The organism is Pseudomonas sp. NFX15 (genome assembly GCF_049132105.1).
In the GTDB taxonomy this organism is placed as follows: Bacteria; Pseudomonadota; Gammaproteobacteria; order Pseudomonadales; family Pseudomonadaceae; genus Aquipseudomonas.
On the sequence record NZ_JAFMPV010000007.1, the window covers coordinates 100,790 to 115,265 of the forward strand.

A 14,476-nucleotide genomic window follows, 5' to 3' on the forward strand; every position below is an offset into this window, starting at 1 on the left:
CCAGCCAGCGCCTACAGGGTCCGCGTATTGCCAGGACATTTGAAATGCCCACTGTACTTTCCCGCCTTATTCTCGCCATCGCATTGTTGCTGCCGATGGCCGTTCACGCCGGCGATGGCGAAGACTTCATTGCCGCCAATCCCGTGCAGCAAGCCAGGTTGCTGGAAGCCTGGGCCGCGCAGCCCGATCCGGCCCGTATCGAGTTGATCAACGCCCTGCAAAAAGGCGAGTTGACCCTCGACGGCCAAGTCAAAACCCTGCGCCTGAACAATCGTCTGCGGGGCCTGATCGACACCGCCCTGGCCACCCATCAGTTGCTCGCCGCCGACGCCAAAACCCGCCTGGTCGCCGCGCAGCAATTGCAGAAAAGCGCAAAACCCGCACAACTGAAATTCCTCGATCAACAATTGGCGGGGGAAAAAGATGAAGGTGTCCACGCCGCCCTGAGTCTCGCCCTGGCCAATCTGCAACTGGTCGACACGGACCCCAGCGTACGCCTAGCGGCGGTCCGTTTACTCGGCGAGACTGGCGACCCACTGGCCCGCACCCGCCTCGAAGGCTTGCTCGATCCTGGCGTCGAAGCCGATGCCAATGTGCGCACCGCTGCTGAAACCAGCCTGGCCCAGGTCAAACGCAAACTGCTGATCGGCGAGATTCTCGGCGAGGCGTTCAGCGGCATGTCGCTGGGCTCGATCCTGCTGCTGGCCGCGCTGGGCCTGGCGATCACTTTCGGCCTGCTCGGCGTGATCAACATGGCCCACGGCGAGATGCTGATGCTCGGTGCCTACTCGACCTACGTGGTGCAACTGATGTTCCAGCGCTTCGCCCCGCAGGCCATCGAGTTCTATCCGCTGATCGCGCTGCCGGTAGCGTTTTTCGTCACCGCGGCCATCGGCATGGCGCTGGAGCGCACGGTGATTCGCCACCTCTACGGCCGCCCACTGGAAACCCTGCTCGCCACTTGGGGCATCAGCCTGATGCTGATTCAGTTGGTGCGGCTGGTGTTCGGCGCGCAGAACGTCGAGGTGGCCAACCCGGCGTGGTTGTCGGGCGGGATCCAGGTGCTGCCCAATCTCGTGCTGCCGTACAACCGCATCGTCATCATCGCCTTCGCGCTGTTTGTGGTGGTGCTGACCTGGCTGCTGCTGAACAAGACGCGCCTGGGCCTGAACGTGCGCGCCGTGACGCAGAACCGCGACATGGCGGCCTGCTGCGGCGTACCCACCGGACGCGTGGACATGCTCGCCTTCGGCCTCGGCTCGGGCATCGCCGGTCTCGGTGGCGTGGCCCTCAGCCAGATCGGCAACGTCGGTCCGGACCTCGGCCAGAGCTACATCATCGACTCGTTCCTGGTGGTGGTGCTCGGCGGCGTCGGGCAGTTGGCCGGTAGCGTGCTGGCCGCGTTTGGCTTAGGGATAGCCAACAAGATTCTCGAACCACAGATCGGCGCCGTGCTCGGCAAGATCCTCATCCTCGCGTTGATCATTCTGTTCATCCAGAAACGTCCGCAAGGCCTCTTCGCGCTCAAAGGACGGGTGATCGACTGATGAACCAGCCCCTGATGCTCACGGCCACGCAAAAGGCCGGCCCGAAAGTCACGATTGCCGTCGGTGTGGTGATCCTCGTTCTGTTGCTGGCGTTGCCGTTGCTGTCGCTGTTACCGGCGGACAGCACGCTGCACGTGTCGGCCTACACCCTGACGCTGGCGGGCAAGATCCTGTGCTACGCCATCGTTGCCCTGGCGCTGGACCTGGTCTGGGGTTACGCCGGCCTGCTGTCCCTCGGCCACGGCCTGTTCTTCGCCCTCGGCGGTTACGCGATGGGCATGTACCTGATGCGCCAGGCGTCTGGTGATGGCTTGCCGGCGTTCATGACCTTCCTGTCGTGGACCGAACTGCCGTGGTTCTGGACCGGCACCAGCAGCTTCCTCTGGACTCTGTGCCTGGTGGTGCTGGCGCCGGGGTTGCTGGCCTTGGTGTTCGGTTTCTTTGCCTTCCGTTCGCGGATCAAGGGCGTGTATTTCTCGATCATGACCCAGGCCCTGACCTTTGCCGGCATGCTCCTGTTTTTCCGCAACGAGACCGGCTTCGGCGGCAATAACGGCTTCACCAATTTCCGCACCATCCTTGGCTTTGGCATCACTGAACCGGGCACCCGTGCCGTGCTGTTTTTCGCCACGGTGCTGTTGCTGTTGGCGAGCCTGTTCATCGGCTGGCGCCTGGCGCAAAGCAAGTTTGGCCGCGTACTGACCGCGCTGCGCGATGCCGAGAACCGCTTGATGTTCTGCGGCTACGACCCGCGTGGTTTCAAGTTGTTCGTGTGGGTGTTGAGCGCGGTGTTGTGCGGACTGGCCGGGGCGTTGTACGTGCCGCAGGTCGGCATCATCAACCCGAGTGAAATGTCGCCGACCAACTCCATCGAAGCGGCCGTGTGGGTCGCACTCGGCGGGCGCGGCACCTTGATCGGTCCGCTGCTTGGGGCCGGCGTGGTCAACGGCATGAAGAGCTGGTTCACCGTAGCGTTCCCCGAGTATTGGCTGTTCTTCCTCGGCGCGCTGTTCATCGTCGTGACGTTGTACCTGCCCAAGGGCGTGATCGGCCTGCTGAAAAAAAGAGGTGAACAATGAGAGTCACGGCAACCGCTGAATTCATGCTCGAACCGGCATTCTTCCCCGTGGAACCCAACAAGGACGCCGGCACCAGCCGCGACACCATCGGCCTCGGCCAGCGCGCCGATAAAGGCCTCAACACGCGCCATGGCACCATCCTGACCCTGGAAGACATCAGCGTCAGCTTCGACGGTTTCAAGGCTTTGAACAGCCTGAACCTGTACATCGGCGTCGGCGAACTGCGCTGCATCATCGGCCCCAACGGCGCAGGCAAGACCACGCTGATGGACGTGATCACCGGCAAGACCCGCCCCAGCCACGGCAAGGCCTGGTTCGGCGAAACCCTGGACCTGACGCAGATGAGCGAAGTGCAGATCGCCCAGGCCGGCATCGGCCGCAAGTTCCAGAAGCCGACAGTGTTCGAAGCCTTGAGTGTGTTCGAGAACCTGGAGCTGGCGCAGAAAACCGACAAGTCAGTGTGGGCCAGCCTGCGGGCTCGCCTCAATGGCGAACAGAAAGACCGCATCGCCCAAGTGCTGGAGACCATTCGCTTGACGACATCGGTCAATCGCCCGGCCGGCCTGTTGTCCCACGGGCAGAAGCAGTTCCTGGAGATCGGCATGCTGCTGATGCAAGACCCGCAATTGCTGTTGCTCGACGAACCGGTGGCGGGCATGACCGACGCCGAAACCGAGTTCACCGCCGAGCTGTTCAAAAGCCTGGCCGGCAAGCATTCGCTGATGGTGGTGGAACACGACATGGGTTTCGTCGGCTCGATTGCCGACCACGTCACGGTGTTGCATCAAGGCAGCGTGCTGGCCGAGGGTTCGCTGGAACAGGTGCAAGACAACGAGCGGGTGATCGAGGTGTACCTCGGTCGCTGACCTGCAAACACAAAACCTGTAGGCGCTGGCTTGCCAGCGAAGGCGTCCTGGCAGACGCCGAAAAGCTTCGCTGGCAAGCCAGCTCCTACAGGGATTTGAGGAGAATTTGAGAATGTTGCAAGTCGACAAACTGCACCAGTACTACGGCGGAAGCCACATCCTGCGCGGCCTGACATTTGACGTGAAGGTCGGCGAAGTCACCTGCCTGCTCGGGCGTAATGGCGTGGGCAAGACCACCCTGCTCAAGTGCCTGATGGGCCTGTTGCCGGCCAAGGAAGGCGCCGTCAACTGGGAAGGCAAACCGATCACCACCTTCAAGCCCCACCAGCGTGTGCACGCCGGCATCGCCTACGTGCCCCAGGGCCGGGAGATCTTCGGTCGCCTGACCGTCGAGGAAAACCTGCTGATGGGGTTGTCGCGCTTGCCCGGCAGCGAAGCCAAGGAAGTCCCGTCGTTTATCTACGAGCTGTTCCCGGTGTTGCTGCAGATGAAGCAACGTCGTGGCGGCGACCTGTCCGGCGGCCAGCAACAGCAGCTGGCCATCGGCCGCGCATTGGCCAGCCGCCCTCGCCTGCTGATCCTCGACGAGCCTACCGAAGGCATCCAGCCTTCGGTGATCAAGGAAATCGGTGCAGTAATCAAGACGCTCGCGGCCCGCGGTGACATGGCGATTCTGCTGGTGGAGCAGTTCTACGATTTCGCCGCCGAACTGGCCGACCAATACCTGGTGATGTCCCGGGGCGAAATCGTGCAACAGGGTCGCGGTGAAAACATGGAGGCCGAAGGGGTGCGCGGGCTGGTTACGATCTGAGCCCTGGCACCCTGGGCACCAATTTATTGCACGATATTTCCTGCGACGCTCTTTATTGGTGCGCCAAATCGGTAAACGGGCGCCTCCCACTCGCGAAACCTTGCGGCACAGCCTTTGCAACCCTCGTGATGTCCTCACGATAAGCACTGACTATGACTCTTCCCGCCCCTGGCGCCTTGTTCACCCCCAGCTGGCACGCCGAACTGGAGTTGGGTTACGCCCGATTCGGCGACTGCACGCGCCCGGTCCAGCGTCGACACCTTGGCCCGCTGCGGGTGCAAAAACACCTGTATGCCGAAGGACCCGAGGTCTGCCAACACATCATCGTCCACCCGCCGGGCGGGATTGCCGGCGGTGATCGGCTGGACATCTCGGCCAGCGTCGAGCGCGATGCCTGGGCACAAATCACCAGCCCCGGTGCGGCCAAGTGGTACCGCGCGGCCGGTCCCGCCTATCAGCAACTGAAACTGAAGGTGGCGGCTGGCGCGACACTGGAATGGCTGCCGCAAGAGACAATCATTTTCAGTGCGGCGCAGGCAGAGCTCAGCACCTCCATTGACCTTGAAGGCGACGCCCGGCTGTTCTACTGGGACGTGGTGGCGTTGGGGCGTCCGGCCAGTGGCGAGCGCTTCGACCTCGGGCACTTTCAGGCGCGGCTGAACATTCGTCGCGACGGCCAGTTGCTCTGGCACGAACGGCAGCGCATTGTCGGGGCGGACGGTTTGCTCGACTCGCCTATCGGACTCGATGGGCAACCGGTGTTTGCGACATTGCTGGTGACGGGCGAAATCGATAGTGAACTGCTGGAAAAATGCCGCTCGCTGACCCACGCGGTGCGCGGCGATCTGAGCCAGCTGCCGGGGCTGCTGGTTGCCCGCTGCCTGGCTGGTGAGGCGCTGTTGGCACGCGGCTGGCTGATCGAACTGTGGAAGTTGTTGCGCCCAGCCTTGCTTGGCCGTGAAGCCATGCCACCCAGAATATGGAACACCTGACACCGATCCCCTGTAGGCGCTGGCTTGCCAGCGAAGGCGTACTCGAAGACGCCAAAGGCTTCGCTGGCAAGCCAGCTCCTGCTGGGATCAAGACCTTTAAAACTGCCGATGATGGATGCTCAACGATGGACCTGACCCCTCGCGAAAAAGACAAACTGCTCATTTTCACCGCCGGCCTGGTGGCCGAACGGCGTTTGGCCCGCGGCGTGAAGCTCAATTATCCGGAGGCCATGGCCTACATCTCCGCGGCCCTGCTCGAAGGCGCACGCGATGGGCGGACCGTGGCCGAGTTGATGCACTTTGGCACCACCCTGCTGAGCCGCGAGCAGGTGATGGAAGGCATCCCGGAAATGATCCCGGAAATCCAGGTCGAGGCCACGTTCCCCGACGGCACCAAACTGGTCACCGTCCATCAACCCATCGCCTGAGGCCGCGTCATGACTTACCACATCCGCGATGCCGTGCACGCCGACCTGCCGGCCATCCGTGACATCTACAACGACGCGGTGCTCAACACCACCGCCATCTGGAACGAACAGGCCGTCGACCTCGGCAACCGCCAGGCCTGGTTCAGCGCCCGGCAAGCCCAGGCGTACCCGATCCTGGTGATCGTCGATGCCGACAACACGGTGCTCGGCTACGCTTCGTTCGGCGACTGGCGCCCCTTCGACGGTTTCCGTCACACCGTCGAACACTCGGTGTACGTACGCAGTGACCAGCGCGGCAACGGCCTCGGCCCGCAACTGATGGTCGTGTTGATCGAACGCGCCAAAGGCTGCGGCAAGCATGTGATGGTCGCCGCCATCGAAAGCGGTAACGCCGCGTCCATTCGCTTGCACGAACGCATCGGTTTCGTGACCACCGGGCAGATGCCGCAAGTCGGCACCAAGTTCGGCCGCTGGCTGGACCTGACCTTCATGCAACTGACCCTCAATCCCGGCGCACAACCGCCAGGCATCGACCAGGAGTAAGCCCGATGAACGCCGCCCAACTGCGACGCGTCAACGTTGAAAGTTTTGCGCATTATCGTCAGGGCTTGATCGACTTGCTGCTCGATGCCGTCGGCTACGGCGCCAGTGTCGGGTTCATGGCTGATCTGGATGCAATGCAGGCCCACGCCTATTTCGATGAGGTCCAGGACAACCTGAACAAGGGCAGTGTGTTGCTGTGGGTGGTGGTCAAGGACGAGCAGGTGCAGGCCAGCGTGCAGTTGGGTCTGTGCCAGAAACGCAACGGCCTGAACCGTGCCGAAGTGCAGAAGCTGCTGGTACGCGAACACGCGCGACGTCGTGGCCTGGGCCAGCAATTGATGATGGCGCTGGAGGCGGCTGCGCTGCAGCACAAGCGCGGCATGCTGTACCTCGACACCGAGGCCGGCTCGCCGGCCGAAGCCTTCTACCAATCACTGGGTTATACCCGCGCCGGTGAGATTCCCGACTATGCCTGCGACCCGAGCGGCCGCTACAAACCGACCGCCCTGTACTACAAGATTCTCCAAGGAGCCCATTGATGATTCCCGGCGAATACCAGATCCAGCCCGGCGAGATTGAACTCAACGCCGGTCGGCGCACGATCAGCCTGAACGTGGCCAACAGCGGTGACCGGCCAATCCAGGTCGGCTCGCACTACCACTTTTTCGAAACCAACGACGCGCTGACCTTCGACCGTACCGCCAGCCGCGGCATGCGCCTGAACATTCCAGCCGGCACCGCCGTGCGCTTCGAGCCAGGGCAGAGCCGCGAGGTGGAGTTGGTGGACCTCGCCGGGCATCGTCGCGTGTTCGGGTTTGCCGGGCGGGTCATGGGGAATCTCTAGCCATGCAGCGTCAGTTCCGGCCCCTTCGCCGGCAAGGGTATCGGGGCTGGAATACGATCCCTGTAGGCGCTGGCTTGCCAGCGAAAGCGAGCAACGCGAGCGGTCTCAAATCCAATTGAATCCCAAGGCAAGCGCATGAAAATTTCAAGACAGGCCTACGCCGACATGTTCGGCCCCACCGTCGGCGACAAGGTGCGCCTGGCCGATACCGAACTGTGGATCGAAGTGGAACAGGACTTCACCACGTACGGTGAAGAAGTGAAATTCGGTGGCGGCAAAGTCATCCGCGACGGCCAGGGCCAGAGCCAGTTGCTGGCCGCCGAGGTCGTTGACACCCTGATCACCAACGCGCTGATCATCGACCACTGGGGCATCGTCAAGGCCGACGTCGGTCTCAAGGACGGGCGCATCGCCGCCATCGGCAAGGCCGGCAATCCAGACATCCAGCCCAACGTCAACATCGCCATCGGCGCCAGCACCGAAGTCATCGCCGGCGAAGGCATGATCCTCACCGCCGGCGGCATCGACACCCACATCCACTTCATCTGCCCGCAGCAGATCGAAGAAGCCTTGATGAGCGGCGTGACCACCATGATCGGTGGCGGCACCGGGCCGGCCACCGGCACCAATGCGACCACCTGCACCTCCGGGCCGTGGCACCTGGCACGCATGCTCCAGGCTGCCGATGCGTTCCCGATGAACATCGGCCTGACCGGCAAAGGCAACGCCAGCCTGCCGGAGCCGTTGATCGAACAGGTCATGGCCGGCGCCATCGGCCTCAAGCTTCACGAAGATTGGGGCACCACCCCGGCGAGTATCGACAACTGCCTGACTGTCGCCGATCAATACGACGTGCAGGTCGCGATTCATACCGACACCCTCAATGAATCCGGTTTCGTCGAGACCACCCTCGCCGCCTTCAAGGGCCGCACCATCCACACCTACCACACCGAAGGTGCCGGTGGCGGTCACGCCCCCGACATCATCAAGGCGTGCGGCTTTGCCAACGTGCTGCCGAGTTCAACCAACCCGACCCGGCCGTTCACCCGCAACACCATCGATGAACACCTCGACATGCTGATGGTCTGCCATCACCTGGACCCGAGCATCGCCGAGGATGTGGCCTTCGCCGAAAGCCGCATCCGCCGCGAGACGATTGCCGCCGAAGACATCCTGCACGACCTCGGCGCGTTCTCGATGATCAGCTCCGACAGCCAGGCCATGGGCCGCGTCGGCGAAGTCATCACGCGCACCTGGCAGACCGCCGACAAAATGAAAAAACAACGCGGCCCTCTGCCGCTGGACGGTGAAGGCAACGACAACTTCCGCGCCAAGCGCTACATCGCCAAGTACACCATCAACCCGGCGATCACCCACGGCATCAGCCATGAAGTGGGCTCGGTGGAAGTGGGCAAGTGGGCGGATCTGGTGCTCTGGCGCCCGGCGTTTTTCGGTGTGAAACCGACGCTGATCCTCAAGGGCGGCGCCATCGCCGCCAGCCTGATGGGCGACGCCAACGCTTCGATCCCGACACCACAACCGGTGCACTACCGCCCGATGTTCGCCAGCTTCGGCGGCTCGTTGCATGCCACCAGCATGACCTTCATCAGCCAGGCGGCGCAGGAGGCAGGCTTGCCCGAAGCCCTGGGCTTGAAGAAGAAAATCGCCGTGGTCAAAGGCTGTCGCGAGGTGCAGAAAACCGACCTGATCCACAACGATTACCTGCCGAGTATCGACGTCGACCCGCAGACTTATCAGGTCAAGGCCGATGGCGTTTTGCTCTGGTGTGAACCGGCAGAAACCCTGCCAATGGCCCAGCGCTACTTCCTGTTCTAACCCGTGCGCCGATCACTGTAGGAGCGAGCTCGCTTGCGATGGACTCACGTAACCCCGTGCTCCCGGTTGTACGTGTCATCGTAGACGACCATCGCGAGCCGGCTCGCTCCTACACAGTGCCCGGTTAAAGGGCAGTGTTGATTCGCAACCGATCCAGATTTGCCCGAATCATCGCTTCGCGAGTCAGGGTTTTCAGTTGCTGGGTGATCTGCCGATCAATGTCATCCAAGGCTTGAACATATGCCTCGTCCGACATGATCTGACCCTCGGCGAAGTCGCTTTCACTTCTGCCCAACTCAAGACAAAGCGCCGTTATTTCTGATTCCACTTCAGTCTTTTCCTCAGCCGTGAAAGCCGCCCCTTCGGCCCTGCGCTGTAGTGCATCCTGCAACTCGGTGGTTGCATCAATCCGGCGTTTCAAACCATTCAACGGTTCTCGGCTCGCGGACTCCAGCCAGGTTCTCCAGAGTGGTTGGTCGAGAATGCGGTCGGTCAGCAACTCACCTTCTTCCAGCGCCACAATCCGCTCGAACGCGGCATCAATCATCTCTTTGCTCACCCCGGCGATCTTGCGGAACTGCATGCCCCGTGCTTGCCATGGCAGATCAAGGCGTTGCGCGAGATCGGTCATGTAGGCCAGATGGACTTCCACTTCGTCGATCGTTCCAATGACATGACCAAGATCATCGACCCGTCGGAACTGCTCGCCCTGCGCCAAACGCAGGGTCACTCGCTGACGGGCAATCGCGCCGAGTTCATCCAGGCGCGACTTGCCCAGCGCCAGTTCGAGCAATCGCGCTTCGATCAAGCTCGCGCGTTGCAACGCGTACGCCTCGTGAATCAACACCTGCACGCCCATGGCGTTGAACAGCTGCGTGCCACCGTCCACGCATTCGGTAGGTGTTGCGGCTTCAGCGAACAGTTTGATCCGCAGTTCGCTGTCACGGGCCATGGCCTCGATCATGCGCCAGACCTTGGCGGTCAGTTCCGTCTGATAGGTGCCGCCGGCCGCGAAATCGGCGGATTGGGAAAGTTTGCGGATTTCGTTGAAAAACGGCACCGAGTCGAACTCGTCCTCGACGTTGTTCCAAAGTTCCTGCTTGTTTTGCCATTGCCGCTCGGACATGCCCATCCACCAGTCGGCGCTGTCCAGTGTGCCGCGGGGCGGATACGCACGGTCAGGGTCCATGCCGACCGATTCAATGTAGAACTTGAGCCTTTCGAGATTGGCCGGCGAGATCCAGCGCGGCTCCCGACTGATTACCGTGCGCGCCAGCAACTCGGCGCGGAACGAACCCGGTGCGACGTGCGGAATACGACTGATCGGATTGCCGCTCAGATCCAGATAGATATGGCGCGGGCGTGACTGGGAAAACAGCCCGACTGGCCAGGTGTCCAAGCCCGTTTCGTTAAGCAAAATAGCCTGCAAGTGCGGCATTCGACTGATGTCCGGAAGGCGCTTCAAGGGGTTGTCACGCAACCCCAAAGACTTGAGACGGGTCAGATTTTTGAGGCGATTGACAGCCAGTACATCCAGTTCAATGCGATTTTCGCTGAGAAACAGGTCAGTGAGATGACCCATTCTGCCAATGGCTTCAGGAACAGCGGTCAGCGCGTTTCCTTGCAGGTTGAGATAGCGCAGTTGACGAAACGAGTCGAGCAGGGACAGATGCTCCAGACGCAACTGGCTATCGCGCAGACTCATGCTGGTGACATGGTCAAAATTGGCGTCCAGCTTTGGCAGTGTCTCCAGCAGTCGACGCAGTTGGGGAATGTTGTCCAGTGACAAAAATTGAGGTCGTGTCACGCCTGCAATCTCGACTCCCGCCGGTCCGGTGCGCTGCCAGCATTGTCTGAAACGCTTGCAGAGCAGATTGCGTGATTGCCACTCCTCCACACCTGACGGCAAGAAGCGCCAGGACACTGTAGGCGCATCTCTCCAACGGTCCAGACTTTTGATCAACTGATTGAATTCAGCCTCCAGCGCTGTGAGACGCGGCTCCACTGAGCCATCGTCGTGAGTGAGCGCTATCAACAGGCTTTCGACCTCTTGCGGTGTGGAGGCCGGGTACAGCGCCAGGGCGCGGTGTCTCAGGCTCATGTCCTGCGGCACTTGCTGCGCGTAACCCGGCATGCCCCCGCGCAGGCGCATGACGGCCGGGTCGTAAGTGGGTTTGAAATTCGGGTTATCACGCAAAATCGATTCAAGTACGTGGCGCTCCAACGGTCGCGTTTTTACCGCCCGCTCTAACCGTGACGCCTCGTTGACACCAAAGCCAAACGCCACTCGCTGCGCGTCGGGCAAGGCATGCAACACCGCGGCATACAAGTTGTCCGCGCCGTGCAGGTGTTGATCAAGGGCGTCCCGGGCTTCGTATTGGCCATCCTCGCCCCAGACCAGCACCTTACGGATCGGCGCGTCTGCCGGCCCAACACTGTCGCTCAACGTCCCCTCGAAAGAGTATTCACGAATCTCCAGGCGCAGATCTGCTGGCCAACCCGACAGATGCGCCAACGAATGCAACTCCAGGCGCGCGGTGTCAGGATTGTGCAGGCCATCGAGAAAAAGCCCTTCGTAAGCCCGTGTCAGCCGAAGTTGCTCTGCGGCCTCCCGGGCCTGCTCAGACAGCCTCAAAGGCACACTTTTTTTTTCGCTCAGGTGCTGCATGTCCGAGGGTTGCGCATCACGCAGCAGCGTTCGCGCCTGCGGGGTGGAGATCACTTCCCCGTCACCCTTGAGCAGGTTCACCAATGGATCGTCCGAACGCGTGCGACGCCTGTAAAGCTCATCAAAAAGACGCCCTTTGTGCTGACGCGCCTGCCCCGCCAATTTATCGCGCAACGCTTCGATGCGTTTGTGCCGGTCACCGGAAAACCATTGCCCGAGCAGTTGCCGAAGCGAAGGTTCATCAACAAACCCCACAACACGCTCGGGCAGCGCGCCGGCAAGCACTTCCTGGCGGGTGATCTGCAAGGTATCCACGGGTAACGCATCGGCATAGCCGTTCTTGATCGACAGGCCGGACAGCTGCGCGCCCTCGAAGACTTCGATGGCTTTGGCGTTGGGCCAACCGGGCAATTGCGTCATGAAGCGCGGGACAAACGCGGCCCATTCTTCACCCACCTGATTGACCAGAATCTTTGCCGCACAGGCCTCGGCATCGGCATGGGCCCGGAAACGCTCGAGGGTATCGGCCAGCAGCGCGGACGGGGTTTCATGCTCGACATGAAACCTGCGCAGCAGATTTTCGTGCACACCGCTCACAGTCAGAATCTGATCGAGGGTTTCATCGGAGAATCCATCGACAGACGAACCCAGGCGCCGGAGTAATGTGCGTCGGTCCCATTTGAGCGGCCGATCAAGTTCGGTTTTCCAAGTGCCGGCACCGTTGTGCTCCAGCAGCGGTTGATAGGCTTCGGGGCGGGTTGGATGCTGCAGGCGATGTTCACCGGTGTCCGGGTCCTGTTTAACGCCGTAACACTTGTTATCGAGGCGCAGCAGGTCTTGATTCCGGTGCCGGTAGAGTCCCGCTTCACCCGCCGTTGCATCGCGCGGCAAGGTGAGCGGTTGCTCATAGGGCCGCAGATCCGGATTCCACAACCGCTCCCTGCCGCCGATCTCCACAGGTTTGAGCCCATCGACGAAGGGTGAAACCTTGAGCGGCGCCAGCGTGGTACCGGGCAACACATGCCCGGCGCCCATGAGCGTCAACTGCGCGAAGTTGATCAGCACGCCAGTGAAGTAAGCAGAAGCTTGTTCTTTGTCACCGACGCTCCAGTCCTCAACCCCCTCGGCCACCTCGGCGAGCATTTGCGCGACCATGATGCCGAGCATGGCTTCGCCCAGCCCGGGCACCAGCATCGCGGCAAAATTGAAGACATTCCAGCCGATGTCCAGATAACTCGTCAGCCGCTTGAAGCGGGCCGTCGCATCTTCATCGCCAGTGGGCACGGCGATGAGCCTGGCATCGGCGATGGCCTTGTCGCGGCGCTCGGCAAACAGGGTTATCCACAGGTCAGCCTCGATCAGATTGGTGATCGGCTGCGCATCGGGATTTTCGACCGCCGTTTCACGCCACCACGGCCCCATGTCGAGTGGTTCGCGCTGGTGCCAGGTAAAGGTCGTGAGGCGTTCGTTGACCCGGGTGAAAAAAGTCCCTTTGTCCTTCTGCGCGACAAACCGGCTGAAAAAAGCCTGGTACTCGGTGCCTCTCAACTGACCAATCAGCGTTTTCATGAACGCCGTCAGCGAGGGGTATTCCTTCAGGGGATGCTCCGGGTCGTCCGGCACATAGGCAATCAACGGCCCGGACAAGCGACTTTGCAAGTGAATGTCTTCCCGGCGCAGAACCTCGTCCGTCAGACCCTGCGGGCCATTGGCGAAGAAGGCCTGCAACAGCTTGAACCGATCGTATTCCTGACCTGGCAGCACGGGGATACGACGTGACCAATCGATCCAGAACCTGAGCAGGGCCGGCGTCAATCCGTCGATTTCGCGCTTGACCTGCAAGGGCTCCGTTACCGCACTGAACAACACGATGCCCGTCAGCCTGAACCCCATCAGCGACAAACGATGGCTGCGTAGCGGTTGATCGTACAGCGTGATGTTGGCCAGGCCCTCGCGCACGTGTCCAAGCGCGCCGAACGCATGGTCGCTGATGTCGCCCTTCAACCGGGCGACCAATGCGGCTAGATGAAAAGCGGCTTTCTCACTGGCCACCGAATTGCTCATTAGAGTCCGTTGCGCGTCGGGGGCGGTGGGCAGCAACACCGATTTTATATGCCGCTGGTATTGGCCGCCGATGTCCAGCCGCCGGCATAACGAGGCAAACTGCGATAGCGTGACGGACGGTTCAAGGCGCAGGCTACCGCCACCTTCCTGGCGGTAGACGCCGGAACTGTTACGGAAGGTGCCCTCTTCGGTCTCGGAAGTTTCGAAGTTGTGCAGCGCCGCGTTCATCAAGGTGGAATGCCGCACACGACTGGCTCCGGTATCGATGCCGAAGATGATCGTGCTCGGCACCTCGAGTTGCACGCGCAGGTCATTGATGTTCAAGGCCGCGCCGAAAGTCGTCTGCATCGCCGTCTTGAGCAACGGTTCGGCAAAGGCGTTGATGTCGTGCTGCAAGTCACCGAGCGTCTTGTCGAGAACCCCTTGCAAGCGCCAGCGCTCGTCAATCAGCGTCTTGAGGTACTGACGATCGATCTCTCGTGCATAGCCATACCATTCGGGCATTTTTGGCTTGAGCGCGGGTAGGTTTTGCAACCTCGCCGGTGACGCATTTTTTAATGCAGTTGGTATCCCGTTGAGTACACGTTGATAGTGCACGCCGTTGTTTTGCGCGGGCACGATGACGGGGATCGCCTGCGAATTGCTTCCATGCAAATCAGACACTTTTGAAACACCTTGATGACAGGAAAAGAACCCTCAGCTTATTCACCCTCCCCCGAAACAAAAGACTAAAAAACTGTTCAACCCCGCGCAGACAAAGGCCCCATCGGTCAATAAAGCAAGAGTCGAAAATAGATA

Annotated in this window: 11 protein-coding genes; 10 read left to right on the forward strand and 1 reads right to left on the reverse strand. The window is 61.2% G+C overall.

From position 1 onward, the window contains the following. The first annotated feature begins 44 nt into the window (after positions 1 to 44). The 10 genes from urtB (at position 45) to ureC (ending at position 8,946) form a co-directional block, all read left to right on the forward strand. Positions 45 to 1,547, forward strand: a complete 1,503-nt coding sequence (gene urtB / locus J1D76_RS10195) for an urea ABC transporter permease subunit UrtB (protein ID WP_421138189.1) — start codon at positions 45 to 47, stop codon at positions 1,545 to 1,547. Next, entirely contained in the window at positions 1,547 to 2,626 is a 1,080-nt protein-coding gene (urtC, locus tag J1D76_RS10200) for an urea ABC transporter permease subunit UrtC (RefSeq protein WP_421138190.1), read from the forward strand. Before urtB ends, urtC begins: the two co-directional genes overlap by 1 nt. Then, positions 2,623 to 3,492: an urea ABC transporter ATP-binding protein UrtD gene (urtD, locus tag J1D76_RS10205; RefSeq protein WP_421138192.1), complete on the forward strand. Its 870-nt coding sequence runs from the start codon at positions 2,623 to 2,625 to the stop codon at positions 3,490 to 3,492. The genes urtC and urtD overlap by 4 nt, the downstream gene beginning before the upstream one ends. A 112-nt stretch (positions 3,493 to 3,604) precedes the next feature. Continuing rightward, complete coding sequence (gene urtE, locus J1D76_RS10210; protein ID WP_421138194.1) at positions 3,605 to 4,303, forward strand: urea ABC transporter ATP-binding subunit UrtE; 699 nt, start codon at positions 3,605 to 3,607, stop codon at positions 4,301 to 4,303. A 152-nt stretch (positions 4,304 to 4,455) separates the two neighbouring features. Next, positions 4,456 to 5,295 (forward strand): urease accessory protein UreD, encoded by an 840-nt coding sequence (locus J1D76_RS10215; protein ID WP_421138195.1) that lies wholly within the window; start codon positions 4,456 to 4,458, stop codon positions 5,293 to 5,295. A 125-nt stretch (positions 5,296 to 5,420) separates the two neighbouring features. Continuing rightward, positions 5,421 to 5,723, forward strand: coding sequence for an urease subunit gamma (gene ureA / locus J1D76_RS10220; RefSeq protein WP_033055605.1), 303 nt, complete (start codon positions 5,421 to 5,423; stop codon positions 5,721 to 5,723). 9 nt (positions 5,724 to 5,732) lie between these two features. Further along, positions 5,733 to 6,266: a GNAT family N-acetyltransferase gene (locus J1D76_RS10225; protein WP_421138196.1), complete on the forward strand. Its 534-nt coding sequence runs from the start codon at positions 5,733 to 5,735 to the stop codon at positions 6,264 to 6,266. A gap of 5 nt (positions 6,267 to 6,271) precedes the next feature. Then, entirely contained in the window at positions 6,272 to 6,805 is a 534-nt protein-coding gene (locus tag J1D76_RS10230; protein WP_421138197.1) for a GNAT family N-acetyltransferase, read from the forward strand. Continuing rightward, the gene (locus J1D76_RS10235) at positions 6,805 to 7,110 is read left to right on the forward strand and encodes an urease subunit beta (RefSeq protein WP_421138199.1); all 306 of its coding nucleotides are present in this window, start codon (positions 6,805 to 6,807) and stop codon (positions 7,108 to 7,110) included. The genes J1D76_RS10230 and J1D76_RS10235 overlap by 1 nt, the downstream gene beginning before the upstream one ends. A 135-nt stretch (positions 7,111 to 7,245) precedes the next feature. Then, positions 7,246 to 8,946 (forward strand): urease subunit alpha, encoded by a 1,701-nt coding sequence (ureC, locus tag J1D76_RS10240; RefSeq protein WP_421138201.1) that lies wholly within the window; start codon positions 7,246 to 7,248, stop codon positions 8,944 to 8,946. A 124-nt stretch (positions 8,947 to 9,070) separates the two neighbouring features. Here the strand turns inward: ureC and J1D76_RS10245 are convergent, their stop codons facing one another. Continuing rightward, a complete protein-coding gene (locus tag J1D76_RS10245; protein WP_421138202.1) occupies positions 9,071 to 14,341 on the reverse strand; it encodes a dermonecrotic toxin domain-containing protein in 5,271 nt (1,756 codons plus the stop codon). Positions 14,342 to 14,476: the final 135 nt, after the last annotated feature.

Coding starts and splice junctions, on each gene's coding strand:
- urtE (WP_421138194.1), top strand. CDS start 3,605: ATGTTGCAAGTCGACAAACTGCACCAGTACTACGGCGGAAGCCACATC.
- urtD (WP_421138192.1), top strand. CDS start 2,623: ATGAGAGTCACGGCAACCGCTGAATTCATGCTCGAACCGGCATTCTTC.
- urtB (WP_421138189.1), top strand. CDS start 45: ATGCCCACTGTACTTTCCCGCCTTATTCTCGCCATCGCATTGTTGCTG.
- J1D76_RS10225 (WP_421138196.1), top strand. CDS start 5,733: ATGACTTACCACATCCGCGATGCCGTGCACGCCGACCTGCCGGCCATC.
- J1D76_RS10230 (WP_421138197.1), top strand. CDS start 6,272: ATGAACGCCGCCCAACTGCGACGCGTCAACGTTGAAAGTTTTGCGCAT.
- ureC (WP_421138201.1), top strand. CDS start 7,246: ATGAAAATTTCAAGACAGGCCTACGCCGACATGTTCGGCCCCACCGTC.
- J1D76_RS10235 (WP_421138199.1), top strand. CDS start 6,805: ATGATTCCCGGCGAATACCAGATCCAGCCCGGCGAGATTGAACTCAAC.
- ureA (WP_033055605.1), top strand. CDS start 5,421: ATGGACCTGACCCCTCGCGAAAAAGACAAACTGCTCATTTTCACCGCC.
- urtC (WP_421138190.1), top strand. CDS start 1,547: ATGAACCAGCCCCTGATGCTCACGGCCACGCAAAAGGCCGGCCCGAAA.
- J1D76_RS10215 (WP_421138195.1), top strand. CDS start 4,456: ATGACTCTTCCCGCCCCTGGCGCCTTGTTCACCCCCAGCTGGCACGCC.